Here is a 26,752-nt window from a genome sequence, read left to right as displayed (position 1 = left end):
CAATGAATAGCATAAATGAAACTGATGCTATTTTTGATATCGATGAAAAGACAGTTACATTAAATAGTGGTTATGAAATGCCTTTGAATGGACTGGGAACCTATAGTTTGAAAGATGAAATATGTGTTCAATCTGTATCAAGTGCACTTGCGTCTGGAGTTAGACTGATTGATACAGCACATGCATATGACAATGAAGAAGCAATAGGAAAAGCAATAAAAGCCTCAGGTGTTCCAAGAGAAAATCTTTTTATAACAACGAAACTCTATCCGGATCAGTTCAGTGATCCAGAGGCAGCTATTGAAGAAGCCTTGGGCAAACTGGATGTTGATTATATCGATTTGTTACTTTTGCATCATCCGGGAGTTGACGATGTAAAGGCATATAAAGCCATGGAGAGCTATGTGGAAATGGGTAAAATACGATCTATTGGTTTATCAAACTGGTATGTTGAAGAATTAGAAACATTTTTACCACAAGTGTCTATTACGCCTGCTGTAGTACAAAATGAAATACATCCTTATTATCAAGAGAATGAAGTCATACCTTTTATACAGGAAAAAGATATTGTTGTAGAGGGATGGTATCCATTTGGTGGCAGGGGCCACATAAAAGAGCTTTTAGATGATGAAGTCATCAATGAAATTGCAGAAAATCATAAAGTTACATCCGCACAAATTATTTTAAGGTGGAATCTTCAAAAAAGTGTCGTTGTTATACCTGGTTCTAGTAATCCTGATCATATTAAAGAAAACACAGAAATTTACCATTTTGAGCTATCAAAATCAGAAATGGAGCGTATCAATGCATTAAATCGTGATGAAAAACATGATTGCTATTAAAGGATTCAATTAGCTGGAGGGTAACATGAAAAAGAAAACAATAGCTTCTTTTGTAATGATATTTGTTATTGGATTATTAGCTACATCATGTAGCAATAACAAAAATATCGTTCCAATAGACAAAGGAGAAGTAAAGGAAACTGAGAAAGAAATTACAAGTCTAGGAGAGAAAGTTCTAGTTGTGTATTTTTCACCTACAGGGACTACCCGAAAAATAGCAGAAAACGCCGCAGAAGTATTATCTGCTGATATATATGAAATAGTGCCAGAAATACCTTATTCTGAAGAGGATTTGAATTACAACACAAACTGTCGAGCTAACCGAGAGCAAGAAGATCCATTAAGCCGTCCCAAGATGATGGATAGAACAATCAATATAGGTCAATACGATACGATTGTAATTGGCTATCCGTTTTGGCATGGGCAGGCTCCTAAAATATTGAATACATTCCTGGAAAGTTATGATTTCAGTGATAAAATAATCATACCGTTTTGTACATCTCACAGTAGTAGTGTGGGAACAAGTGCTGTAAATCTTCAATCATTGACATCAAATACTTCAATATGGTTAGAAGGATATCGTTTTAATGGTACTGAAAACAAAGAAGAAATTCGAAATTGGTTAAGCAAGGTAATTCAGTAAAATCAGCTAGAATAAATGAATTTTTGTCATTTTTTAGTTTTAACCGAATCTATATTATTGTCGCATTCCTGTTATCCTGTTAAATTAACTGTTCCTGTAGTAAATTGGAATAAAATGTTAAAGCATATCACTGCTTATGAATATAGTTGGAAAGGAGCTGCAAGGCTCTTTTTTGCCGTAAGGAGTATAAATATTGATTTTAAAAACCTTTTGAATATCCAATTCAAGAGGTTTTTTTGCATCAATGATTCATAAGGTCAGATGTAACTGCAGGAGGAGGGTGAACATCATGAGATATGGTTATCTTTATACTAGAAAACATATGACAATGAAATTCATTCTGGAAAGTTATCAATCAGATTCAGAATTGAAGGAATGTTATCTTAAATTGCTGGAAACACAAGATATCGAAATCAATACATCATTTCTGAAAAGAGATATTATTAGGATCAACGACAATTTGGAGTTTGTAGAGAATAGGATTGAAAAGTTGCCTCATAAAGAGCGTGAGATATTATATGATGTCTATATAAAGAAGGAACGAGCAACGATGAAAGACCTTAGAAGCAGGCTATGTGGGTTGTGGAAAAAGAATATTAAAGGTGCAGCGAATCTGGATCTGACAGGATAATGACAGCTGTGAGTAAGGGACACAGCAGGATGGCAAGATGGCATGCGCAGGATTTACATTTAACACGAAGAACACACAGGCAGCATGTATGATTTACAAGTTTCAAATGCCTTGTATAATAAGCATGTCTAATGAGAGTACCATGGGCACCACAGGAACAGCACAATTGATGGAAAGGAATGTCGTCAATCATCTTATCATAGTCAATTTGTGAAAAGGGCTTGCCATCTGGAACTAAACAGGTTATCATATAATCCCTTCTTTGACAGTTTAAGGAAAAAATAACTCAAGAAAACCCTTTAGTTAAGGGTTAATCTTGAGTTTTTGGTTTTGCAGGGGAATATAGTAATTGATTGGCAATCTTAGACTCATGAATGATACTTCTCATTTTAGCCTTCTTGATAATCTGAGTATCTGTACGGAAACCAAATAATTCATGAAGGTCATCCGTCAAATCTGTTCTTTTATAAATTGGAATGTAGCCATATGCGTCAAGTGCACATACATCCATGCTTTTCAGTGTATCTATGATATTCTCTGTTGTATATTTCTTGTCCAGTTTGAATTCCAGAATCCTATATATCAGCAATGCCAGAAAGCAGATTAGGAAATGGGCCTTTATCCTGTCTTCTCTCTGCAGGTATACAGGTCGTGCTTCAAAGTCCGTCTTCATTATTCTGAAACATTCTTCGATCTGCCATCTTCTCTCATTGATAGCGATGATCTCAGATACATCTCCCTCTATATCTGTCGTTACTGCATAGAACCCATCATACATCGCCTCTTTATCTATAGCTGCTTGATCGAGCTGACAATATTCTTCTTCTGCCACCTCACCATCCGCAGTGATCGCAGTCTTTTTTATAAATCTGGCCGGATCATTAGGGTTGCGTCTATTCTTCTTAAACTTTTTTCCATTATCATTGATCATCTTCATAGCACGTTCGATCTGTCCCTGTCTAATCTTTGCTTGATAAGCCTTATATTTAGGCGAATACGTTACGATCATCGTCTCTGATAACTTCTTTGACTCGATTGGGACTTCTTTATAGTAAATGGATCTGTATACTTCAGGATCATTTTCATCCAGTTCTCTGAGATCGATCTGCCCTTTCGCTACCATCCTTATACTGGCTGTAAGCAGCGCCTTGTTCGCCTGTTTCTGAAGTAGGTGTAGGAATGCGCCAGAAGAAACTATCCATCAGCCTGCTGTGCATTCTGCTTCTGCTGTATGCGGGAAATGCGCTTTGCAGGCCTTTGACCATGAGGAAAGCATACCAATCATCGGCTATCATCATATCATACCGGACAGGGATTTGCAGGCCTTCTTCCCGGACAATATGTGGGTGGTCTCACTTTCTGAGTTCGAACAGTAGATGAAGCTGTTGAAGGAGGAGGGCTATCACAGCGTAACGCTGGAGGATGTGTACGCATGGAAGCAGGGGGAAAAGGAGCTAACGGAGAAGAGTATCGCCATCACCTTTGATGACGGATTTTATTCCACAACGAAATTTGCACTGCCGGTATTGAAGCGCTACGGCTTTACCGGTTCAGTTTTTGTGATAGGCTCGGCCATCGATGAGCATCATGGTCTCTATCATCCTGAAATACGCCAGCATGCTTCTCATGAGGATATGCAGGATGAACGCGTACTGCAGTATTATTCACATTCCTACGATCACCATCATAAGGATGGGGATGGCTTTCGAATCAACCAGCTGAATTATGAGCAACTGCGATGGGACCGCAAAGCAGGGCTCTATCACCTTTTATGCATATCCGTATGGTAAATATAATAAAAGGATACAGAAAATTCTGAAGGATAAAGGCACTCGTCTTGCCTTTGGATACAATGAGAATCGCAAGGCTAAACACAGTGATGATTCCTATGCACTGCCGCGTTTCAATGTAAACGCCTATACCAGACTGGATGTGTTTCGTGCCATGCTGGAAAGCAGGTAAGAAAAATACACAGATTTTCCCTCCACCATTGTAATACGCTTATGTTGGGCATCAGACATTTGCATATAGTGGATTGAGATGGATGATATCTCATATAAAGGAGAAAATCTTACATGTATAACTCAAGATGCAATTGTTCTTCCAACAGCGGACGCGGGTCTTCCTGTGCACGCAATGGAGAAAGAATTATGGTAAACCAGTCCGGCTACAATACGGAACGCCGTTCCCGCTGCTCCTGTGTCAACACCTACCGTCCGGGATGCGGTGGAAATCATGGCAGCTATGGCTGCTCATCATAACAATGACTGCGGCTGTGGAAACAGCGGAAATTCTCAGGGCTGCGGCTGTGGAAATAATCGTCCATGCCCGCCAAGATCGTGTCCGCCGCGTCCAAGCTGTGAGGATCACTGCCGTGACCAGTATCGCCGCTGTATGAGAAACTGCTGACTGCGTAATGATGATCTGCGTGAGAATTTTGCGGAAGCATTCGACTATGATGAAACCGATAGAAACTACGAAGAATACGGTGATTAACAGCTGATATCTTTTTCAGGCGATTCATATAACAAACAGACTCCTGTATGTGATGCAGGGGTCTTCTTTTTGGTATCCGTATGAGCAAGATTATTCACTCAGCTCTGCTGCAAGGGACGTATTGCCTATGCGGGAAGTGCAAACGATGATTTGTAAGCGGGCTGATTTCAACATATGATGAAGGCGTAAGGAAAGGAGGCGGCGTATATGGTATGGAAGCAGACAGCTTATAAAAAACGGAGTCAAAAGCAAGGAAAAGGGGTGCAGTATGCAGATGGAATATGAACATAAGAAATATCCTGTAGAGCATTTGATTTTTTATTGTCGTAATGAGCAGGAAGCGATTCAATATATAGAAGCGAATGATATCTGGACAGCCGCATTATCAAAATATGACGGCTTTGTATCCACCACATCCTATCTCAACAAGGCGAATCCGGGAGAGATTCATATTATCATAATCTGGGAAACCCTGAAGGATTGGTTCGCCATTCCCAAGGAGGCTCTGGCGGATATCGGAAAACGATTCGACGAAATCTTTCCCTATCCATATAAAAATGGGCCCAGATTACATATAGAAGACAATTTCAGTACCTATAAGATTTCACATTGTGAGGTGATGGAGCGATGAAAACTATGATCTTTGTTGGTTCTGCGAATCGTAACGGACATACGATGGCACTGGTAAATGAGCTTTGTACACATCTGCAGGGCAGCATTGAAATAATCAATGTATTTGACTATCTGGATGTCAAGCCATGTATTGATTGCGGATATTGTCATAAAAATCCCGGCTGTATTTATCACGATGCATTTGCGGATATTCTGGAGAGAAGCTTTGCGGCGGACTGCTTCGTTGTTGCCAGCCCTATGTGGTTTGGAAATGTATCCGGTCCCATGATGGCATTTTTCTCCCGTCTGCAGACGATCACCTCCGGACATATTTACCGAAAGGATATGCAGCATAAGTTTGATAAAGCGGGCGTGTTTCTGATGTGTGGAGAGGAAAAGTGGCACAGTATGGCGAAAACGATGGAAACGACTGCCGAATTCATTTTCAATCATCTGGACGCACTGATTCTGGATACGGTATATGCGCAGGCAGTTGATCGGGTAGCGGCAGGAGAAGCGATGCAGGATATTGTAAAATGCAGGCGGGCAGCCGAGGCTTTGCATACATGGTATTCGGATAAACAGTCCAATGCCTATTATAAGTACGGATATGCATCAGAGAATTATGTTCGTCTGGAGAAGGATTAGCCTATGTATACAGCAAAAAAGGGAACCATGTATCCGGTAAAGCGATTCGTGCTCGAGCTGGAGCAGGAAAAGAGTGTGGAAGCGTTTCTGAAATTGGATGCAAAGATATGGACAACGTTTTTGAAGCAGCAGAAGGGATTTGTTTCAAAGCAAATCTGGAGACAGGATATCGCGCCGCGGGTACTGCATATCATTGTCACCTGGCGGTCAATGGAAGAATGGGAACAGATGATGGAGCGGGAATGGGAAAAAACTGCCGCAGCATTTTCTAAAGCATTTGGCAATGGATACAGCCTTATTGAGGAACATCCTGCAGCGAAGCAGGATGTATATGAATGCAGTTCGTTTATCAAATAGGAAGAGGTGACTTATGAAGGTACTTGTATTAAACGGTTCACCGAAAAAGAGTGGACAGACGATGCTCTTGACAAAGGAGCTGACAGCCAGCATACACGGAGATGTGGAGATCATCCATATTTATGATTATATGCCGCTTAAGCCTTGTCTGGGCTGTCAGGCATGTAAGAAAGAAAGGGTCTGTGTACAGGAAGATTATTTTCAGCAGATTCTTGAACAAATAGAAGCAGCGGATTGTATTATTCTTGCTTCACCGATGTGGTTCGGAAATGTATCCGGACCGATGATGTCATTTCTATCCCGCCTGAATATCCTGCGCAATGGATATGAGGTGCGCAGGGACAAGCAGCATACATGGCAGAAAGCGGGTATCCTTGTTTTGACAACCGGAGCCCGCTGGAAAAGTATGGCAAAGTCTGTAGAAGCCACGGTGGAATTTTATTTTCATGAGATGGATGCTCTTATGCTGGGGGGGATCTATGCCAATAAAACGGATATCCTTTCGTCCGTAGAAAATAAATATGCAATGCAGCAATGCAAACACATCGCCAATATCGTGAATGCATGGGGCAAGGATAAGGCAGCGGGAGAGGATTGTGCCTATGGTTACAGCTCCTGGAATTACATGGAGTATGACCGTAATCGCATAGCATAAGGAAGGCAGTACATATTAGCAGGATATGGACAGCTGAAAAGCATACATCCAAGCATGCTGTCTGACTCCTGGGGGCCTGCACTTTCATAAAAGATGCAGAAAGCAAATGTATTGATTTTCCGGGGAAGAGGAAGCGGAAATGCGGGAATGATTGAGTAGCTACAGATGCGAAGACATCGTCAGTATGCAGCCTTTGCTGTATAGGAAGGGAGAAAACAGCTATGTCAGAATTGCAAATGCAGGGACGTGTGGCACTGGTCAGCGGGGCTGCCAGTGGAATGGGAGAGGCTGTCGCAAGACGGTTTCTTGCCATGGGGGCAAGCGTGGTCGGCTTTTCTTTGGAAAAGGAATGCGGCATTGACCATAAAAATTTCCGGTATATTTCCGGTGATATTACAGCTTATGCGGCTTGTGTCGATGCTGTTAGCAGGACAGTCACGGAGTTTGGAAAACTGGATTCTCTAGTAAATTGTGCGGGAATCGTTCATGAGGGAGGTCTGGAAACGACAGATCCCATGGTGTTTGAGCGTGTGTTACGCATAAATACCTGTGGTACCTTTTATATATGCAAAGCAGCAATCCCATATCTGAAAAAACAGAAATCGACAATCGTGAACATTTCCAGTGATATGAGTATTAAGCCGCTTGCGGACAGAATTGCCTATAATCCAAGCAAAGCGGCTGTCAATATGCTGAGTGAATGCATTGCACTGGAATATGCACCGATGGTTCGCTGCAATGCGATACTGCCGGGCATTATTGATACCCCTATGATTCAAAAGCGCTTAGCGGCAGCTGCACAGCCAAAGCAGCTGCAAAAGGAATACCAAGGTCTGTATGCCTTGCAGCGTATCGGCACCACAGAGGATATTGTCGACAGCGTCGTATTTTTGAGCACTGCACAATCGGATTGGATAACAGGCATCTGTCTGCCTGTATGCGGAGGACCTGCGGTATGAGTGATTTTTTGAAGACAGCATTTGATTATAAAAGCATGCAGCTGAAATGCCTGTATCGAAACGAGGATATCGCGCTTGTGCAGACCGGTATCGAGGATGAGCATTTACGTACCGTATATTCCGCACCCTTGAAATTTCCGGTGCATCCGCAGGACCGCCCGTATTTGTATTGCTCTCTTGTTACCTCTGTTGATGGCAGGATTGCATTTCCGGACGCTGCTGAGGGACCCTTTATCGCAAGCAAAAATTATCTGGCAAAGGAAGGCAGTGCTGCGGACTGGTATACGTTGAATGTTCTGCGCGCAAGTGCAGATGCGATTCTGTTTGGTGCTGCGACTTTGCATAATGAGCCTTCCGGAACCGGACATGTGTATGATGCCTCGCTGGAGGAATCCCGTGTGAGAATGGGGATGCAGGAAATCCCGTGGAATATTATTCCAACACTGGATGGCAGTGATGTGCCGTTTCATCATATAGAATTTACCTGCGGGAAAATTCCGGTGATTTTTTACACTACGCCAAAGGGAGTGCAGCGCTGTGTTCATAACTCCCTGAAGCCTGTGGAAATCATCGACAGTCTTGAAGCGTGCAGACAGACGCTCAAGCCGGAAAAAAACTATATCGTCGTCACAGGAGCTGATGTTATGGACAATGTTTTGGGGATGCGGATGCTGAAGACATTGGGCTTGCAGCGCATACTGGTAGAATCACCCTCATTAACGCATTTGCTGCTGCAGGATGCATTACTGGATGAGATGTTTCTGAATTACTCCTGTGTCTATCTGGGAGGGGATGCATTAACCATAGGAAAGCATTTTCAGAGCTTTGATAGTGTACATCATCCGCATACCTCCCTGATCAGTGTATATCTGCATTCCAGTCATTATATGTATCTCAGACACAAGGTTCTGTATGGTATCGGAGAAGGCCGTGAAGAATAGCTTTTACCCGGAACCGATACTGGAAATACAACCTGTGAGGTGCTATTGCGTATACGGATGCGTAGTTAAGCATGGACTATGAGGTCTGAAGTGGCGGCTATTCCGGGAACATCAGCCAACGATTCGGACAGAGTACACAAAGTATCTAGCGAGGCAGGCAAAGCGGCAGCAGGTGTCTGCCAAAAGCTGCCCGAAAGAAGAAAAAAGCGGACCGGGAAAATATAAAACGCATTTGTGCCTATCCTGTGGAAGATGGACTGATGAAACTCGCGTATTATCGTAAAACATCCTCAATAACACGAAGACAGCCCGGTGATAGCAGGCGGAAGAAACAGCGCCTTAAGGCTGACAATGAAAGGGGGCATTTCTATGTCCGTTTCTGTATTTGATGCAGTATATAAACAGATTATCCGTTATGTACAGGTGGTATTCCTATGTACGATGCTGGTTTTTCTCTATAGTGCCATACGCTCTGTTTTTGCTGTCCTGCCTGTTCCCTGTATCCTATCTCTGCTATGTGCTGCTCTGTTTGGCTGGCTGATTTGGAGAATGCAGTGCGCTGTGAAAGGTAAAAACCTGAAGAAAATACCCTTTTTATTGAGAGTATTGATACATTTGTTAAGAAAGCTGTATTAGGTTGTATCTGCCGCAGCAGAAGCTTTGTGCATGTCGAATCCGTGAATGTGCAAAATACCCTCTCGGAAAAAAGACTATCAACAGCGTTCCTGCTGTCGTGATATGCAGAAGCAGAGAAATCCTTGTATCTTCACCTTGTATGCATATACAACAAAAAAACTCAGGTGTGATCCGTAAGGATGATCCTGAGTTTTTGCTGTTGTTTTCATGCGGTCATTTCAATATTTTTTTGAAATGCGTAAAAATCAGTCTTTTTACATCCTCCGATGTCTGACATTTGTATAATCGGTTGACATGCTGGTTGGAAGAGCTGATATCCACAATCACCTTGTAGATGATGTTTAGTAAGTGAATATCCTCCTTTGCGGTCACGATCAGAAAGGCGCATTTGATTTTGTTTTTGTGCCACTGCATGGGGGTATGGAATTTCGCAAACAGAATTCCGGATTTCCTTGCGTTGTTTTCTGTGGTGTGGGGAAGGGCAATGCCTGTTTCAAAGGATGTGGAAAGCAGTCTTTCCCGTTCCATCAGCTGATCGTAAAAGGTATCCGATACGTAATGGAGATCCTGCAAAGTTTGACAGCTCTGCAAAAAGAAATCGGAAACACTCTCACAGGTGTTTTGAAAATCCAGAATACTCTCGTGAAAAAAATATTGAAATATACGCTCGAAATATGCGGTTTGCTTGATTTCAAATAACGGAGTGCATACCTTGCGTATATTCGCTATGTTCAAAGAGGATAAAGAAGAAGATATGTACAGGGTTTCCGTGTCGGGGAGTGTAATGTTTCGGGACGTAGTGATAACCAGATCAAAGCTTGCTGCTTCTGTTTGCTGTATCAGCTCACTATATTGCAGGATCGGCTGTATCTTGAAGCTGATGTCCTGCAGGGATTCGCCGATTAGTTCCTTGAGGTTGTTCAAAATGGCATAGCCTTCATTGACATACAACAGGATATCAAGGGCAAAGGACGCATACAGATCCTCCCTCAGATTTTTCAGAGGACCGATTAGATAAACCACCAGATAGCTGATTTCAACGTTGGTAAATTGCAGGGATTGCTGCTGGGAAAACAAATTCGATATGAAATATGCGACATCGAAAAGAAAGGTATAATTCATACGGATATGCTCAAGCAGGGGATTGTTGATGTGGATACCGTTTTGTATCCGGATGAGAGCGGTTTTCAGATGAGTCATGAGATCCAGAATCAGCTTTTCATTGGAAAGCAAATCCAGACAGTATTGCTGCTTAACCTCCTGTAAAATCTGAACCAGTGTCTGATAATCCGGGTCCTGCATGCTCACCTGATGCTTTATATTGGACTCCAGCATACTGATCTTTATGAAGGGTGAAATCAGTGAATCAAAGAGCGTTCTAAGACGAATGGAATCATGGATATCGTATTCTGCAGCCACCTTGCAAAAGAATGCGTCGAATTGATTGAGATAAGCTTGAAATTCCGTATCCATTTCCTTGATGGGAATCTCGTCATAGCATAAATACTGTTCTGTTACGATACTGCTGATAAGCAGAAGGGAATTATAGGTCAGATACCGGTTATACACAGCCGGGGAAATCTGTTCCTTCATATGCGTTATCATGGATGTCAAACGGATTTGGAAAAAGCAGGATTGAAAATCCATGATATGATCGTAAAGATCAAAGCTATGAAAGTAGGCATCCAGAAAGAGGGAGGCATTGTTGGCATGATCGATGACATAGACGTATTCTTCCTTTTTCTCGATGAAAATATCGAATTGCGAATACTCTGTCAGAATGGTTTTGATGGTTTCCAGATCATGCAGCATGGTGTATTCGGATATGTAAAATTCATCCGCCAGATCATAATACGAAAATGCTTCCTGATTATGCGTGAGAAGCAGTACCAGCAAATGATGGATGCGCTGTTCATTGGACATATAAACGGCTTTATTTGCTTCGTTATATACAAAATCCTTGGCAATATGGTATCCTTTGTTTCGATTGGAAAGTACGCTGTTGCTTTTCTCTGTATTGATAAAGCTGATATCATTGCGGATGGTTCGCAGGCTCACATGGAAGAGCTGAGCCAGTTCATTTCCTGTAATCCATTTGTTCTGCGTATAAAGGTACATCAGGATTTCATCCTGCCGCTTCAATAAAGCCATGACAATACCTCCGTTTCCTGATCATGTATAAATGCGTGTTTGTCCTGTATGATATAGATTGTACAGGTATATGATACCAGATATCTCCGCAATTTGCATTCTTTTAAAAATTGGATGATTGCACAAGGAGGAGGTGCAATTTTAGATTGGATAATGAAGCATGAGTGGATTATGATTAGATTAGAAAGAGAGGAGCAAACGTATGAAAAAGTTAGAACAAGTATTATCAAAATGGCTGTTGCCGATTGCCGCAAAGCTGGAACAGAATCCGCAGCTTGCTGCTGTGCGGCGTGGTATGATGACCTTGGTTCCGGTTACGCTGGTAGGCTCTATTCCTACAATCTTTTCCCAGCTGCCGTCCATACCCGGTATGCCGAAATGGTTTGTTGACGCTACTGTATTTCTGGGGGAAGTGACACAGCCTATGCAATTTGCCACAATGGGGTGTCTGGCATTGTATGTTGCTGCATTTGTCGGGTTTTACTATTCTCAGCAAAGGAAGGTATGGGACATCGGATCCATCGTAACTTCCATTATCGCTTTCATCATCATGGGGACGTTGTATGATCCCGAAACCGGTGCAACGATTACTTCCTATTACGGAGGTACGGGGATTTTTACAGCCATCGTGTTTGGTTTGATTTCCGTTGAGATATTACATATCTTCCGTAATAAGCTGCATTTTACCATCAATCTGGGAGATGGCGTTCCCACACCGATTCTGCGAAGCTTTGAGAACCAGTGGCCGATTCTGTTTTCCATCCTGATTCTGATTGTCTTTAAATACGGTGTTGAGAGTGTGAGCGGTGTAGCAATGGTACAGCTGATCGAAAAGCTGTTTTCCCCGCTGACAGCTTCGGTAAATACGCTGGGAGGACTTGTCTTTATCTTATTTATACAGCAGCTGTTATGGTGGTTCGGGATTCACGGCTATGCCGTCATGGCACCTGTTTGGATGGCTGTCGCATTTGCGAATGTGGATATCAATGCCGCAATCGCGGCAGGAACTTCAAGCGAGGCCATTCGTGTTTTAACACCGAATTTCATGTGGGATATTGCAGGGACTACAGGCTCCGGTATCTGTGGTGCAATCTGTATTCTGATGATTTTCTCCAAAGCAAAACGATTCAAATCCATCGGAAGACTCTCTATCATTCCGGAATTCTTCGGAATCGGTGAATCCGTCCTGTTTGGACTTCCTGTTATTTTGAACCCGATTATGTTTATTCCGTGGCTGATTTCCACACCATTGGCTGCGGTGATCGGATGGATTGCAATCGAAGGCGGATTTATGGCACCGTTTAGTCTGGTCGGTCCCTACATTCCGTTGCCGTTTGGCGCATGGGTTGCCTGTATGGACTGGAAATATCTAATTGTCTGGGTGATCATCATTCTGGTAAATGTCGCATTGTATTATCCATTCTTTAAAATTGTAGAGAAACGGGCATTGGATACGGAACAGAGTAAGGTCAGGGATACGAGAACCTTGGAAGATATCGAATTCGACTTCTAGGAGGAAGACGTGTGAATGGATATCGGTTGATAATAAAAAAGTGAGCTGAAACAACATTTATGCAATATTGTGCCCGTGCGCAAGGTGCGGGGGAATGGAGTAAAAAATGAAAATATTATTGGTGTGTTACGGAGGTCTTTCCACCTCGATGCTGGTAAATCGTATGAAAACGGCGGTTGCTGAATCTAAGAATCTACGAGATAAAAACATCGTAATCGAGGCATGGGGAAAGGAAGAATATTATGAAAAGCTGGATGATACCCGCATTATCATGCTGGGACCACAGGTATCCATGCTGCAGGAAGAGGTAAAAAAGGTGGCGCTGGATCATGGCTATGATGTTCCGGTTGTGGTTATTGATAAGGATCACTATGGTGCAATGGAGGCTGTGCCTGTATTGCTGGCGGCATTTGATGCCATGAAAGCAAACAAAGAACAAAAGGGGGGATAGACATGGAAGAGCTTATGCTGGAAGCATTTAAGATCATCAGTGAAGCCGGGAATGCATCCGCATCGTTTCTGAAAGCAGTGGCTGCTGCGGAAAATGAATGCTTTGAAGAGGCGGAGGTCCAGCTGCACACAGGGAATGAATCTCTTGTGGCAGCTCACCAGCTGCAGACCAGGCTGCTGCAGAAGGAGGCGAGCGGCTGTGTGAGTGAGTATTCACTTATCATGGTCCATGCGCAGGATCATTTAATGAATGCGATTTTATTAAAGGATATGGCGAATTCAATCATAAAGCTGAATAGGAAAGTAGCGGCTTTAACAGAAGCCGTGCAGCTGCAGAATTGACGAGGGAAAATGAGGAAATTCAATTTGGAAGGTTTTTTCCGGATGATTTTCCTCTTTTTCTTTGCAATCTGCATGATCTTTCAAGTACGGAAAGAAAAGCAGCTTCAAAACGATTATGATATATACAGATGTTCTTTTTCATTTGTGAAACAGTAAAGATTCAACGCACAATGGTTGCATCGCGATATTCTTTTGTATATAATAAGGGGCAATATAATAGAATAATACGAAGGAGGTTTCCTATGAATAATGTAAAGCATGTCGTCTGGGACTGGAATGGTACACTGCTGGATGATATTGATGTCAGTATGGATGCGTTGAACACCATTTTGAAAAAGGCACAGCTGCCTCTGGTTCTGGATAAAGGCGAGTATCGGAAATATTTTCAGTTTCCGGTTATCGAATATTACAAAAAAGTCGGCTTTGATTTTGAAAAGACACCGTTCCCCATGCTTGCGAAGGAATATATGCGATATTATCAGCCCCACAGTATGGCCTGCTCTTTGCATGACGGGGTAACGGATATGCTGTCACAGCTGAAGAAAAAGGGAGTGCATCAGTATCTGCTGAGTGCCAGTGATTTGCATTTCCTTCATGAGCAGCTGGATAATTATGATATTGAACAATATTTTGAGCAGGTACGCGGTCTGGATAATATCCATGCGGCATCCAAGGCAGAGCTGGCAAAGCGCTTTGTACAGGAAAGCGGTCTGAATCCGCAGGAAGTGGTCTTTATCGGTGACAGTGTACACGACAGTGAGGTTGCCCATGGTGCCGGCTGCCGTTGTATTCTGATTGCCAACGGACATGAGGATAAGGGAAAGCTGGAAAAAACAGGCTGCGTAGTTGTCGATACGATACGCCAATGTGAATCCCTGATGGCGTGATCAGAAAGAGAAACTGGAGGTCTCCAGTTCTTTTTTTATCGCACTGCGCTGCTGTTCGCTGATTTGCAGCTTGCCGTGGATGCAGTCCACAAAGCCTTCCTGTGACAAGGTGAAAATAATGCGGTTACAGGTACGCACACTACAGCCGATGGAAGCTGCAATCCGTTCCCGGGTCGCAGGAATCCTTCCACCACTCTGTCCATTGGAACGCAGCAAAAACAGAAGCAGGCGTGTGCGATTATCCATAAACAAATACTGCCGCTGAAGCTGCGTCTGCACAGACAGCTCCTTCATCAGCATCTGCGTACGCAGAAACAGGGCGTTTGCATCACTCTTCATCCAGTGCAGATAGGAGGCAGCACTCAGTCTGGCGCAGCATGAGGCTTCCATCGTTTTCAGCGTCACATAGTGTCCCTCTATGCCGGTGAACAGCTCATAATCGCCGACGATATCCACCGGGTGCAGCTCCGTAAAGCTGTAAGGAATATCCACGACCCGCTCTTCGATTGCCTGCAGACGGCCATCCAGCAGCACAAATACCGGATTGCTGGTCTGGTAAGTGGAAATCAGATTTTGATTCTTACGTAGACGGATCAGCTGCATCTGCTGCAGCACCTCAACGGGACAATTGGCAAACAGCTGCTTCAGCAGACTGTGATGGCATTCCTTTGTTTCCTCTAATAAATCCTGCAGGGCAGTCATAAAATTCACCTTCTTTTCAAAAAGAGGACAGATGTCCTTTTTTTATTAACTGCTCCTATAGTATGATACTATTGTAAAAAAAGCAAGCAGGATGTATGGGAATCTGCTTTGCGTAAAACCTATGTAAAGGAGGAAGTATTTATGTCAACACCACATAACGCTGCTGCCAGCGGCGACATCGCCAAGACTGTACTCATGCCGGGGGATCCGCTCCGCGCCAAATTCATTGCAGAAACCTATTTGGAAAATCCGGTACAGTTTAACACGGTCCGCAATATGTTCGGATATACCGGTACCTATAAGGGAAAGAAAATCTCTGTCATGGGAAGCGGTATGGGAATGGCAAGTATTGGAATCTATTCCTATGAGCTGTATAAATTTTATGAGGTAGAAAACATTATTCGAATCGGTAGTGCAGGAGCCTACACGGATACGCTGAAGCTGTTTGATCTGGTACTTGCAGACAGTGCATGGAGTGAATCCACCTTCGCGAAGGCACAGGCGGATGTCGACGGTGATATTCAGACACCGAGTGCTGAGCTGAATGCTGAAATAGAAGCAGCGGCCGCAAGGGTGAACAAACCGCTGACAAAGGCAAGAATTCATTCCAGCGATGTTTTTTATCATGAGGACAACGTGGACGGACACCGGGAATTTTTTGAAAAGCATGGCTGTGTATGTGTTGAAATGGAAAGCTTTGCTCTATTCCACAATGCCAAAATTTTAAACAAGCGCGCTGCCTGCCTGCTGACCATCAGCGATTCTCTGGTTACACATGCAGAGACAACTGCACAAGAGCGTCAGACATCCTTCCATGATATGATGCTGGTTGCACTGGAAACAGCTGTGGCATTATAACATACGACAGGAAAGCAGGTTATAAATAAAACACACAAGGAGGTTAACATGAAACCATATAAGAGGATTTTTACAATCGTCATAGATTCTCTCGGTGTCGGTGCGATGCCGAATGCGGCGGAATATGATGATGAGGGCTGTGATACGCTGGGACATATTGATGCAAGCATGCCGAAGTTTCATATTCCGAATCTGGCAAAGCTGGGACTGGCAAACCTTCATCCGCTTAAGCATGTGGCACCGGCAGCCGAGCCCCTGGGTTATTATACGAAGCTGCTGGAAGCCAGTGTCGGCAAGGATACGATGACCGGACACTGGGAAATGATGGGACTGCATATCACGACACCGTTTAAAACCTTTACGGAAACCGGCTTTCCACAGGATTTGATCGATGAGCTGGAAAAACGTACAGGGCGTCATATTATCGGAAACAAGTCTGCCAGCGGAACTGAGATTCTGGACGAGCTGGCAGAGCAGGAAATACAAAACGGGGATCTGATCGTCTATACCTCAGCGGATTCTGTTCTGCAGATTTGCGGAAATGAGGAAACGATGGGTGTGGAGACTTTGTATCATTACTGTGAGATCGCAAGAGAACTGACCATGCGTCCGGAGTGGATGGTGGGAAGAGTCATTGCGCGTCCGTATACCGGAAGTAAAAAAGGGGAATTCAAACGCACCAGCAACCGTCACGACTATGCATTGAAGCCGTATGGGAAAACAGCGCTGGATGCGCTGAAGGAAGCCGGGCTGGATGTAATCAGCATTGGAAAAATCAAGGATATTTTTGATGGTGAAGGCATTACACAGGCTCATAAATCCAAGAGCAGCGTGCATGGCATGGAACAGACGATTGAGGTCATGGAGCAGGATTTCCACGGCTTATGCTTCGTCAATCTGGTAGACTTTGATGCATTGTGGGGACATCGCAGAAATCCGGTCGGCTATGGAGAAGAGCTGGAGCGCTTTGATGAGCTGCTGGGAGTTGTTCTCAATAAGCTGCAGGAGGATGATTTATTGATCATTACTGCAGATCATGGGAATGACCCAACCTATAAGGGAACGGATCATACTAAGGAAATGGTTCCGTTTCTGGCATACAGCCCGCGTATGGAAGGACACGGACTATTGCCGGTAAGTGATACCTTTGCCATGATCGGAGCCACGATTGCGGATAATTTTGAGGTATCCATGCCGAAGAACACAATAGGAACAAGCTGTCTAAAACAATTGAAATAAGGTACTGACGAAAACACCAAAAGGTATCTGCAGAGAAGGATTGTAGGAATGAAACCGGGAATTCTGCTGCTGATACCTTTTTATTATGTATAAAAGAAACTATCCGGACAATTAAATGGCAGGGCTTTAGCTGCTGCGGACACAAAGACTACGATTTTATTCTTATGAATGCTGTTTTCTGAAAGGGCATGGGTTTTCATAGTCCGCTGTGATAAAATGTATTTAAGAAACATAAGAATCTGAGATGGAGAAGTAGGAATGCAGGGGGGATGAAATTATCATCAAGCCGCATCATTTTATAGATATCATAAAGCTGTATGGCGCCGGTATTGAACGATTTATACCGGATGAAACCATGGGACATGATTTCTATAAAGTCGCAAATGAACTTATCAATCATCCGACAATCAATGTAAAATTAACCGTCTATGATGATATATGTAGGCCGTGTAAAAAATATAATGGCAGGTGTGTTGATGCGTTGACATCCATTTCCTGATATACAGGCAAGGATGCTTATAATAAAACATTGGATGAAAAACTTATCAGACTGTATACTTTAACTGCTGAAAAATATTCAGCATTGCAGCTTTGTTCGATACTCCTTGAAAAGAAAGCGTTTATATATACTGTCTGGAATGAGGAAGAGCCTGCTTTCACACAAAACGATATGCTTTATTTGTAAAGGGGGTAAATAAATTTTTAGATGGAAAATAGAATTTGCGATAGACATACACGGTGAAATCACGATGCCAGCTCCAATCCCATAAGAGAGGATCCTGAAGGTGGAAATACAGGCTGCCTACATCAGCTGTTTTGCTGCCAGAATTGTTTTACAGCCGCATGCAGACGGGTTGGATCATTGATAATTTGAAACGGCCGCATGTGTTCTGGTAACAGCCGCTGATAAAACGGTGTGGTGAAGCGCTCGTCAATGAGTAACACGATACCGATATCACTGTGCGAGCGAATAACACGGCCGGCAGCCTGCAGTACCTTATTCATGCCCGGTACCTGATATGCGTAGGCATACCCCGTTTCGTTAACCTCATCAAAGTGCTCACGCAGCAGCTCCTGCTGTGGATTGACCTGCGGAAGTCCTACACCGACAATGATCGTACCGATCAGCTTTTCCCCCTTCAGGTCTATTCCTTCAGAAAACATGCCGCCTAATACACAGAACAGAACATGCAGTTCTTGTGTGGTATTGAAGTGTTCAAGAAAGTGCTGCTTCTCTTCTTCCTTCATACCACTTTCCTGCAGGGATACGTGAATATCAGGGAACTGTTCACAAAAGGTCTGGGCAACCTGCTTCATATAGGCATAGCTTGGCAGAAAAACAATGTAATTTCCTGTTTTGGCCTGCACCGCTGCGTGAATCATAGCGGCAATCGGGTGCAGGGAGCTATCGCGGTTTCGATAGCGGGTGGAAATGGCGTCACACAGGACGATTTTACGCTTTTCTGCCGGGAATGGAGAAGGAAGAAACAGCTTTCTGGTCTTTCTTGTTCCACCCAGCAGATCGAGATAATAATCAATGGGAGAAAGCGTCGCAGAAAAGAAGACAGTGCTTTGTCCCATGGCACAGGTTTCCTTTAATGGATGTGCCGGATTCAGACAGAGCTGCTTCAGTACGATATCACTGCTCTGCTTTTCATAACAGGTGACAAAATCCTCATCATAAAACTCGGAAATCCGGTTGTAGTTTATGCATGAAAAATACAGATCGCGTAATTCTTCATCCCAGGTATCTTCATGCTCACTCTGCAGATAGATATCCATTTGTTCAATCACATCTGCCAGACGCTGCCTGATGGAAGAAATCGGTTCCTTTTGGTGAATAAAATTCTGTCCTTCCTCTTCGCACTGCTTTTTTAACCGCAGGAATTCACGGTTGACAGCGCGCAGTGCCGCATGCAGCGGCTTGCGTTGCTTTGGGATATTGCGGGCTGCCGCAAGAAACGCCGACTTATTCAGCTCACAGCTGTACATGCTTCTGGCACGATCCACCAGATTGTGTGCTTCATCCACCAGAAAAATATAGTCTCCCTTTTCCATAAAAAAACGTTTCAGATACACCCGCGGATCAAATACATAGTTATAATCACAGACAATCACATCCCCATACAGACTTGCATCAAGGCTCAGCTCAAAGGGACAGATCAAATGCTCCTTTGCTTTTTTTTCAACGGCCTCACGATCGATGAACTGTGTTTCCTGCAGCAGCTCATACAAGGCATCCTGACAGCGATCATAATAGCCCTTTGCATAGGGACATACCTCGGGGTCACAGTTACGCACATCCTGAAAGCAGATTTTATCCTTGGCTGTGATTGCCACGCTTTTAAAGGATACCTCCTGGTTGTAAAGCAGTCGCAGAGTATCGTAGGCAACTGTGGCCGTTACATTTTTCGCACACAGATAAAATACCTTTTCCGCCTTTCCCTCTCCAATTGCCTTCAAAGACGGAAACAGGGTGGAAATCGTCTTTCCGATACCGGTTGGTGCGGAGGCGAACAGCTTTTCCCGATCCAGAATGGTTTTGTATACGGCGACTGCAAAGTCACGCTGTCCGCTGCGATAATCCGGAAACGGAAACTTCAGCTCCTTCAGTGTTCTGGAAGAGCTGATTTTCAAATCTCTGCTGAGTGCTGCCCACTTCACATAGCGCCGCAGCGTATCCATATAGAATGCCGCCAGCTCCTCCCGTGTTTTCTCCTCGTCAAACTGCTTGATTTCCTCGGTATCAATCTGATAATAGGTCATCTGGATGCGAATGGAGGGAGCAACGTGCTCAGCCAGATACATATGGCCATAGCAATAGGCCTGTGCGAGATGGACCATGACGGGCTCGTTCAATTCGGAAAAGGGAATCGCGGTTGTTTTGATTTCCTCGATCGTCACCTGATCGTCCTCCTTGCGAACACCATCCGCTCTGCCTTCTATTTCAAACAGGATATCATCCAGTTCACTGGACAGCTTCAGAAATACTTCGCTTTCATAGTCTCCCTGTGCAGAGCTCTGCAGCATGCGATGAATACGGCTGCCCAGATTTGCCCGTTCGATGGATGGCGCTGTGGATACCAGATCACCGCCAATCCATACCGATTCTACCATAGCGCGTACGGACATTTTGCATCGATACATACGCATCCCTCCTCCTGTTTCACTTCTGTACTGTAATTTTAGTCGTTTTTCTATGATTATGCAATGCAAGTACGGTATAATATACAGGGAAAAGATAACAATTCATGAAAAAATGCTTTCTTCGTGCGGATACCGCATAGGATCTGTTCTGAAAGCCTGCAGGATCTATCAGGGATTTGCTGTGAATTGATATCATGAAAGGTGAGGAATGTGTATGAAAGAATTCATTATCAATGAAAACGATGCGGATCAGCGTGTGGATAGGTTTATACAGAAAACGATGAAGACCATGCCCAAGAGCCTGATGTATAAATATATAAGGAATAAGAAAATCAAGGTGAACCGGAAACGCTGTGAGATTTCCCAGCGACTGCAGGCGGGAGACACCATGCAGTGCTATATCCCCGAGGAATTTTATGAAGCAGCAACCATGCGCAGCTTTCTACAGGTCCCGAATGCACTGGATGTGGTCTATGAGGATGATGCTGTTCTGCTGATTAACAAGCCCAAGGGACTTCGCGCACACAGTGACACCAGTGAGGTGCAGGATAATCTGGCAGACCGCCTGCTGCATTATCTGTATTGTAAAAAAGAATACAATCCAACCACTGAACAAAGCTTTACCCCTGCCTTGTGCCATCGTATCGACCGAAACACGCAGGGGCTGGTAATTGCGGCTAAAACAGCTGCGGCTCTTCGTTGCATGAATGAAAAAATCGCACTTCGTCAGGTGGAAAAGAAATATCTGTGTATCGTACAGGGAAAATTGAAAAAAAAGCAGGATCATATCGTGCTGTATCATCGAAAGAATGAGAAAAATACGGCGGAGGTTATCGATCGTGAGCGGGAAGGCTATACCCGCATGGAAACAGGCTATCGTGTTTTGCAGGAGGCAGAGCGCTACTCTCTTGTTGAGGTGGAGCTGCACAGCGGTAAAAGTCATCAGATTCGAGCTCTTATGAGCTGGCTGGGACATCCTCTGCTGGGCGATGTAAAATACGGGGCGAGGAAGACAAAAGAGAAGACTTATCAGGCACTCTGTGCGTATCATGTGGCATTTCATTTTCAGGGGGATGCGTGCTGTCTGCAGTATCTCAACGGCAGAGCATTCGAGCTGCAGGATACCGATATTGAGCGGCAGTTTGTGGATATCGCAAGACCTTTTTGAAATGGTATAACGGCATCCTTTGACTCTTTCAAAGATACGAGCCGGATGTTATCGGATAGATACGGTCCTTTGAAAATCGTAAAATAGACCGGTGTACCCACAGAACCTGTAGCATTCCCCCCATCTTTACTTGCTTCATGTAAAATCGCATGCACAAGACTTATTCTAATAGAACTTCATGCACAGATATTGGCAGGAAACAGTATGCAATAAAATGACTGGCAAAGGATCATGACCTTTATGAAAATTGCGGCCTATGCTAGAAACGTATGTTATTTCATATATACACTGTCTGGTTGATCATTGAATCGCAGCACTGGAAATAAATACCGGATAGAATTTGAATGAAATCGCTTGCTTTTATGAAAAAGGGGTGTATAATCAGTTAAGTTGAAAATAAAAGGAGAGAGTTTATGGAATCTTATCGTTACCTGCTGGACGTGGCGCTGATTCTGCTCAGTACGAAAGTATTCGGACTGCTGACAAGAAGAATCGAAATGCCGCAGGTCGTTGGGGCGCTGGTTGCAGGACTGCTGCTGGGGCCGGCATGCTTTAATATCGTACAGGAATCGGAATTCCTGGATCATATTGCGGAAATCGGTGTTATCGTACTGATGTTCTCCGCCGGTCTGGAAACAGATATATCCGAGCTGAAGAAAAGCGGCAGAAACAGCTTTGTCATTGCCGTTATCGGTGTACTGGTTCCGCTGATTGCCGGTTATGTGCTGGCATCCTTCTTCAATACGGAGCCGGAGGCATTTCTGCAGAACATGTTTATCGGCGTCATTCTGACGGCAACCTCCGTCAGTATCTCAGTGGAAACGCTGAAGGAGATGGGGAAGCTGTCCACACCGAGTGGCAATGCCATCCTTGGGGCGGCTTTGATAGATGATATTTTGGGAATTGTCGCATTGACCATCATTACCGGTATGGCGGATACATCCGTACAGCTAACAGAGGTTATGCTGAAAATCGTTGCATTCTTCGTACTGGCAATTGTTGTTGGCGTGTTTGCACGCAAGGGAATCGAGAAGCTGTTTGACCGTTATCAAAAGGTTCACCGCCGTTTCTCTATTCTGAGCTTTGCCTTCTGCCTGCTGTTCGCCTATGTTGCAGAAGCGTTCTTCGGTGTTGCGGATATCACCGGGGCGTTTATCGCAGGGCTGATCATCAGTGGGACAAGCCGCTGCAACTATGTACAGATGCGTATTGAAACACTATCCTATCTGCTGATATCACCGGTCTTTTTCGCCAGCATCGGCTTAAAGGTTGTGCTGCCGGAAATGAGTACCAGCATTATGATATTCTCTGTACTGCTTCTGGTACTGGCGATTCTGACAAAGATTGTCGGATGCGGTCTGGGGGCCAAGCTTTGCCGATATGAGAATATTCAGAGCCTGCGCATCGGCATCGGCATGGTATCCCGCGGGGAGGTCGCTCTGATTGTCGCCAGCAAGGGCATAAAGGTTGGCTTGATGAATGAGGCATTTTTCGGCCCGATTATCATTATGGTTGTACTGACAACTGTGATAACCCCGATTCTGTTGAAAATCGTATTTAAGGATCGTGAAAATGACCCGGATGTATATGCATCCTCGGAGCTGATTGAAGATTACGAGAAAATCGAGCAGAACGAAAAGCTGGCACAGAAGGTGCTGGAGCAGAGCTGATAGCTTTCGCAAGCTGTGCAAAGAGCAGGAAGTTGGACAATCATCGGATGTATTACATGCAATATTGCTTTCCTATATAAATATAGAAGAGGATACCCACGGTTATAAATATAGGAGAGAAGATCCACGCAAATTCAAATTAGCAGCCTTATCTATATAGATATAAAGTAATATCCACGAAAACTTCAACGTGGCGGGCTTTATCCATTCGGATGAGGTCTGCTTTTTTTTGTACAGCTGTATGAGCTTGACATTGCAGCTGTAATTGCTGGGACCATACAGTACCAGCTTACGCATTCCCTGTAAGATATCCATGTACAGACAGCGTGTTTTCTTCATGGAAATGATCAGCTGTGCGTGAATGAAATGCTTTATTGCAAGGGGATGCAAGCTAGCATTACAAATTAAATGTCTGCTATGTGGAAAGGATAAAAGCAGTAATCTCTTGAGCCCTCTGCCTGTGTGTGCCTCTTTCATGGTTCGCAAAATGCACTGCGAGATATTCTTTTTACAATCGTTGAAAAAAAATTCAAGGAAAAAACGGAATGCCTCCTAGTGAATATCAAAAATGATATATTCGTAGAAAGAGGCAATCGTGCATTTAGAAAATGAACGTTATATCGCCACCTTTACAGCGCAGGATGGCGAAATTGAAAGCTTCAAGAATAAAGAAACAGGTATGGAATATATGTGGCAGGGAGATGAAACCTACTGGAAAGGGAAAAATCCAACGCTGTTTCCCCTGATCAGGAGCACCTTCGATCACGGAAACTATACCATTGACGGGAAAACCTATCATATGAAAAATCATAGTCTGGTTCGCTATGAAGACTTAGAAGTGAAAACACAGAAGGACAAAATTATTATGGTTTTGGACAGCAATCCCAAGTTGCTTGCAAAGTATCCCTTTGAGTTTCATTATGAAATAGAATATGTATTGCATTATAACTGCTTGAATATCACCTATCGTATCACGAATACCGGTAAACGGGATATGCCGTTTATGCTGGGGGCGCATCCGGGCTTTAATTGCCCGCTGTGTGAGGATGAGGTGTATGAGGATTATACGTTCTGCTTATCAAAACACGAGCATATGGAACAGCTGGTTTTTGACCACGAGAAAAAAAGCCGTACAGCGGGTTGAACTGCAGGAAATACCATGTGACTACTCTTTGTCTGTATCCAGTCATTGTGAAGGCATGATGTCATTGAAACCGGAAGAGACATTTACAGCCGGATATACAATAGAGGTGTTTCTGATAAGTATCCGATTTTCACTGCTTGATGTATTGTGGGTTTAACAGAAGCCTGTGTTTCTATTGTAAGGTGTACAGATCAAGCTCCTGCTTATTTCAAAGAAGCACGAAATTATCATAGACTTTCAAAAAGGAGTAATATAGTTCAAAATGAACCGATTACTCCTTTTCTGATAGTTGAGCATTACTGGAATGCTTTCAGCGATAATAACATTAAAATAAAATTTGAAAGAAATGGAGCTGTTGGTATTATTTCTTTTCATATTTCGGAAATACTCCTGCTATGATAAAAACAAAACCGATGAGTGCTAAAAAAGAAGTTTCTTCACTGGAAATTAAAATAAGAGCAAAGCCCAATATTACACTCCTGATTTCATATGGTTTCATAAGTATTCACCCTCCTCCACTATTATATTTAATTATACCATATAGAGTGTTTTATAAATAGTCTTATATTTTATAAAATACGTGTTATTTTTTAAATAGAGGATAGCTATATAAAAGTGAGGAGGGAAAAATATGAAAAAGACACTTATTGCGATGTTATCTATCTCTATGCTATTTGGATTTTCACTATCAAATGGCAGCATAAGCGCAAAGTCCCGGCAAGATACATCAGAAGCAAATAATATTATGGAAGCATTAAAAGATTATGAGTATAGAGAATTAACTTATGAGGAGTATGTTCAAGCAGTAGCTGAAGCGGAGCATATAACTTATAACGCAGCAGAAGCCAGAGTGAGCTTAGGAACAAGAGGTAATACAAGAGCAGCGACATATGGTGAATTTACTAGATATTATGACCTTAATGATGCCCCTTTAAATAGTTATAAAATTAAATACGGGGTTTTGGCAACATGGTATTCTCCTAGTTCCAGTGAACCTTGGAGTTCGCGGAAATGGATGACAATTCATGCTACACTTCTTGAACCTGGTGAAAACGTAAGAGGATTTACGTATTATTCAAAAAACGCATCAATAACAAGTAACTATATTATCAATTATTATGCCAGTGTAAAATATTATATCTTTGAGCAACCTTCAAAATCCGGTACTATAAATGATATCTTTGCAATTTAATTCTATGCGATTGAGAAAATGTACTCCTTTGGGATGTTTAAAAGGTTTTGCGTAGTACGGTTATAACTGTAAAAATAGGTCTTAAGTCCTTTATCTAAAGGGCTTAGGACTTTATTTTTACTATTTGTTCAGCTTTGCACTCTACTTGAATTTATAGTAATTAAGAGAATTTATGTTTTGTTTATATTTTACATAATTGAAATTTTTATGCACGGGATCCGAAACCGCATATAGAAAAGCAGCTTTAAGACAGCTTTTTAAATCGGAAACAACATCCGACAGCCGTGTACAGAAAAAGGGGTTTCAGGATAGCTTTGTTTACAAAATTTTCATAAGGTAAAAAATACGTGAAAAAAGGAGGGAAAACCGCAATTTTTACAGGGGTTTTACGGAACCGATTTCAGGGAAAAAAGGAGTGAAATCTTTGCTTGCACACCAAAATAAAAAGGTGTATACTTCTAGAAGTTTGGTGAACGGCCAAACGAATCGGTGGTATAATAAGGATAAAGGAGGTGTCGTTTTTTGGAAGAAATCATTCGTAATATTGTAGATGCCGACAAGCAGGCAAGAGCGCGTGTCGAGCAGAAACAGCAGGAACGCCACAATATCCAGAATCTGATACAGGACCAGAGTATGGAAATCAGAGAAAAGTATCGAAAGGAAACAGAAGACTGCATAGCGAAGCAGCGCGAACAGATGGACGCGGATTTACAGAGTGCTATGCAGCAGGAAGAAAAAGTCTATGAGGAATCGCTCCATGCTCTCCAGCAGAAATATGAGGAGCATAAGGAGGAGTGGGTTTCACAGATTGTAAAACGAACGCTGGCGATGTAGCCGTGTGTTCGCCTGTACACGTTGGGAGGTGATGT

Annotated in this window: 27 protein-coding genes and 3 pseudogenes; 25 read left to right on the top strand and 5 right to left on the bottom strand. The window is 43.2% G+C overall.

The features are described 5' to 3' along the window. The first annotated feature begins 2 nt into the window (after window positions 1–2). The 3 genes from G4D54_14945 to G4D54_14935 all read left to right on the top strand — a co-directional run bounded on the left by G4D54_14945 (window position 3) and on the right by G4D54_14935 (window position 2,116). Window positions 3–842 carry an aldo/keto reductase gene (locus tag G4D54_14945; protein ID QJA03644.1) on the top strand — a complete coding sequence of 280 codons (840 nt, stop codon included), beginning with the start codon at window positions 3–5 and terminating at the stop codon, window positions 840–842. A 25-nt stretch (window positions 843–867) separates the two neighbouring features. Further along, window positions 868–1,485, top strand: a complete 618-nt coding sequence (locus G4D54_14940) for a flavodoxin (GenBank protein ID QJA03643.1) — start codon at window positions 868–870, stop codon at window positions 1,483–1,485. 289 nt (window positions 1,486–1,774) lie between these two features. Further along, window positions 1,775–2,116, top strand: coding sequence for a hypothetical protein (locus tag G4D54_14935; protein QJA03642.1), 342 nt, complete (start codon window positions 1,775–1,777; stop codon window positions 2,114–2,116). 310 nt (window positions 2,117–2,426) lie between these two features. Here G4D54_14935 and G4D54_14930 read toward each other — a convergent pair. After that, window positions 2,427–3,221: pseudogene (locus G4D54_14930) on the bottom strand (transposase). Between the two features lie 74 nt (window positions 3,222–3,295). Between G4D54_14930 and G4D54_14925 the strand changes: the two are divergent. The 10 genes and pseudogenes from G4D54_14925 to G4D54_14880 all read left to right on the top strand — a co-directional run bounded on the left by G4D54_14925 (window position 3,296) and on the right by G4D54_14880 (window position 9,420). Next, a pseudogene (locus tag G4D54_14925) lies at window positions 3,296–4,078 on the top strand (polysaccharide deacetylase family protein). A gap of 113 nt (window positions 4,079–4,191) precedes the next feature. Then, complete coding sequence (locus G4D54_14920; GenBank protein QJA03641.1) at window positions 4,192–4,377, top strand: hypothetical protein; 186 nt, start codon at window positions 4,192–4,194, stop codon at window positions 4,375–4,377. Next, window positions 4,352–4,525, top strand: coding sequence for a hypothetical protein (locus G4D54_14915; protein ID QJA03640.1), 174 nt, complete (start codon window positions 4,352–4,354; stop codon window positions 4,523–4,525). Before G4D54_14920 ends, G4D54_14915 begins: the two co-directional genes overlap by 26 nt. 355 nt (window positions 4,526–4,880) lie before the next feature. Continuing rightward, on the top strand, window positions 4,881–5,243 hold the full coding sequence (locus G4D54_14910; protein ID QJA03639.1) for a TIGR03792 family protein: 363 nt from the start codon (window positions 4,881–4,883) through the stop codon (window positions 5,241–5,243). Beyond that, complete coding sequence (locus G4D54_14905) at window positions 5,240–5,872, top strand: flavodoxin family protein (protein ID QJA03638.1); 633 nt, start codon at window positions 5,240–5,242, stop codon at window positions 5,870–5,872. The genes G4D54_14910 and G4D54_14905 overlap by 4 nt, the downstream gene beginning before the upstream one ends. A gap of 3 nt (window positions 5,873–5,875) precedes the next feature. Next, the gene (locus tag G4D54_14900; protein ID QJA03637.1) at window positions 5,876–6,229 is read left to right on the top strand and encodes a TIGR03792 family protein; all 354 of its coding nucleotides are present in this window, start codon (window positions 5,876–5,878) and stop codon (window positions 6,227–6,229) included. A gap of 13 nt (window positions 6,230–6,242) precedes the next feature. Then, window positions 6,243–6,884: a flavodoxin family protein gene (locus G4D54_14895; protein ID QJA03636.1), complete on the top strand. Its 642-nt coding sequence runs from the start codon at window positions 6,243–6,245 to the stop codon at window positions 6,882–6,884. Window positions 6,885–7,105: 221 nt separating this feature from the next. Then, a complete protein-coding gene (locus G4D54_14890; protein QJA03635.1) occupies window positions 7,106–7,843 on the top strand; it encodes an SDR family oxidoreductase in 738 nt (245 codons plus the stop codon). Next, a complete protein-coding gene (locus G4D54_14885; protein QJA03634.1) occupies window positions 7,840–8,784 on the top strand; it encodes a hypothetical protein in 945 nt (314 codons plus the stop codon). The genes G4D54_14890 and G4D54_14885 overlap by 4 nt, the downstream gene beginning before the upstream one ends. A 369-nt stretch (window positions 8,785–9,153) precedes the next feature. Further along, window positions 9,154–9,420, top strand: coding sequence for a hypothetical protein (locus tag G4D54_14880; protein ID QJA03633.1), 267 nt, complete (start codon window positions 9,154–9,156; stop codon window positions 9,418–9,420). A 213-nt stretch (window positions 9,421–9,633) separates the two neighbouring features. Here the strand turns inward: G4D54_14880 and G4D54_14875 are convergent, their stop codons facing one another. Next, window positions 9,634–11,571 (bottom strand): PTS transporter subunit EIIA, encoded by a 1,938-nt coding sequence (locus G4D54_14875; GenBank protein QJA03632.1) that lies wholly within the window; start codon window positions 11,569–11,571, stop codon window positions 9,634–9,636. Between the two features lie 202 nt (window positions 11,572–11,773). Between G4D54_14875 and G4D54_14870 the strand changes: the two genes are divergently transcribed. From G4D54_14870 to G4D54_14855, 4 genes are all read left to right on the top strand, one after another. Beyond that, window positions 11,774–13,084 carry a PTS sugar transporter subunit IIC gene (locus G4D54_14870; GenBank protein ID QJA03631.1) on the top strand — a complete coding sequence of 437 codons (1,311 nt, stop codon included), beginning with the start codon at window positions 11,774–11,776 and terminating at the stop codon, window positions 13,082–13,084. A gap of 106 nt (window positions 13,085–13,190) precedes the next feature. Continuing rightward, complete coding sequence (locus G4D54_14865; GenBank protein ID QJA03630.1) at window positions 13,191–13,535, top strand: PTS sugar transporter subunit IIB; 345 nt, start codon at window positions 13,191–13,193, stop codon at window positions 13,533–13,535. A 2-nt stretch (window positions 13,536–13,537) separates the two neighbouring features. After that, window positions 13,538–13,876, top strand: a complete 339-nt coding sequence (locus G4D54_14860; protein ID QJA03629.1) for a PTS lactose/cellobiose transporter subunit IIA — start codon at window positions 13,538–13,540, stop codon at window positions 13,874–13,876. A gap of 242 nt (window positions 13,877–14,118) precedes the next feature. After that, window positions 14,119–14,763 (top strand): HAD family hydrolase, encoded by a 645-nt coding sequence (locus tag G4D54_14855; protein QJA03628.1) that lies wholly within the window; start codon window positions 14,119–14,121, stop codon window positions 14,761–14,763. Here the strand turns inward: G4D54_14855 and G4D54_14850 are convergent, their stop codons facing one another. After that, the gene (locus G4D54_14850) at window positions 14,764–15,465 is read right to left on the bottom strand and encodes a Crp/Fnr family transcriptional regulator (GenBank protein QJA03627.1); all 702 of its coding nucleotides are present in this window, start codon (window positions 15,463–15,465) and stop codon (window positions 14,764–14,766) included. It lies immediately after the preceding gene. Between the two features lie 141 nt (window positions 15,466–15,606). Here G4D54_14850 and deoD point away from each other — a divergent pair, with 141 nt between their 5' ends. The 3 genes and pseudogenes from deoD (at window position 15,607) to G4D54_14835 (ending at window position 18,061) form a co-directional block, all read left to right on the top strand. After that, window positions 15,607–16,323, top strand: a complete 717-nt coding sequence (gene deoD, locus G4D54_14845; GenBank protein ID QJA03626.1) for a purine-nucleoside phosphorylase — start codon at window positions 15,607–15,609, stop codon at window positions 16,321–16,323. 48 nt (window positions 16,324–16,371) lie between these two features. Then, window positions 16,372–17,562 (top strand): phosphopentomutase, encoded by a 1,191-nt coding sequence (locus G4D54_14840; GenBank protein ID QJA03625.1) that lies wholly within the window; start codon window positions 16,372–16,374, stop codon window positions 17,560–17,562. A 244-nt stretch (window positions 17,563–17,806) separates the two neighbouring features. Continuing rightward, a pseudogene (locus G4D54_14835) lies at window positions 17,807–18,061 on the top strand (hypothetical protein). Between the two features lie 308 nt (window positions 18,062–18,369). Here the strand turns inward: G4D54_14835 and G4D54_14830 are convergent. Next, a complete protein-coding gene (locus G4D54_14830; GenBank protein QJA03624.1) occupies window positions 18,370–20,709 on the bottom strand; it encodes an ATP-dependent DNA helicase in 2,340 nt (779 codons plus the stop codon). A gap of 214 nt (window positions 20,710–20,923) precedes the next feature. Here G4D54_14830 and G4D54_14825 point away from each other — a divergent pair, with 214 nt between their 5' ends. From G4D54_14825 to G4D54_14815, 3 genes are all read left to right on the top strand, one after another. Further along, on the top strand, window positions 20,924–21,877 hold the full coding sequence (locus G4D54_14825; GenBank protein ID QJA03623.1) for an RluA family pseudouridine synthase: 954 nt from the start codon (window positions 20,924–20,926) through the stop codon (window positions 21,875–21,877). A 413-nt stretch (window positions 21,878–22,290) separates the two neighbouring features. Further along, window positions 22,291–23,547: a cation:proton antiporter gene (locus tag G4D54_14820; GenBank protein QJA03622.1), complete on the top strand. Its 1,257-nt coding sequence runs from the start codon at window positions 22,291–22,293 to the stop codon at window positions 23,545–23,547. A gap of 595 nt (window positions 23,548–24,142) precedes the next feature. Next, on the top strand, window positions 24,143–24,691 hold the full coding sequence (locus G4D54_14815) for a hypothetical protein (protein ID QJA03621.1): 549 nt from the start codon (window positions 24,143–24,145) through the stop codon (window positions 24,689–24,691). Between the two features lie 361 nt (window positions 24,692–25,052). Here the strand turns inward: G4D54_14815 and G4D54_14810 are convergent, their stop codons facing one another. Further along, window positions 25,053–25,190: a hypothetical protein gene (locus G4D54_14810; protein QJA03620.1), complete on the bottom strand. Its 138-nt coding sequence runs from the start codon at window positions 25,188–25,190 to the stop codon at window positions 25,053–25,055. Between the two features lie 132 nt (window positions 25,191–25,322). Here G4D54_14810 and G4D54_14805 point away from each other — a divergent pair, with 132 nt between their 5' ends. Beyond that, window positions 25,323–25,883, top strand: coding sequence for a hypothetical protein (locus G4D54_14805; protein ID QJA03619.1), 561 nt, complete (start codon window positions 25,323–25,325; stop codon window positions 25,881–25,883). 522 nt (window positions 25,884–26,405) lie between these two features. Further along, window positions 26,406–26,717, top strand: coding sequence for a stress protein (locus G4D54_14800; protein ID QJA03618.1), 312 nt, complete (start codon window positions 26,406–26,408; stop codon window positions 26,715–26,717). Window positions 26,718–26,752: the final 35 nt, after the last annotated feature.

Origin of the sequence: [Clostridium] innocuum, assembly GCA_012317185.1 — a bacterium.
GTDB lineage: Bacteria > Bacillota_I > Bacilli_A > Erysipelotrichales > Erysipelotrichaceae > Clostridium_AQ > Clostridium_AQ innocuum.
The sequence above is the reverse complement of the archived record's forward strand: the minus strand, read 5'-3'. Positions and strand labels throughout refer to the sequence as shown.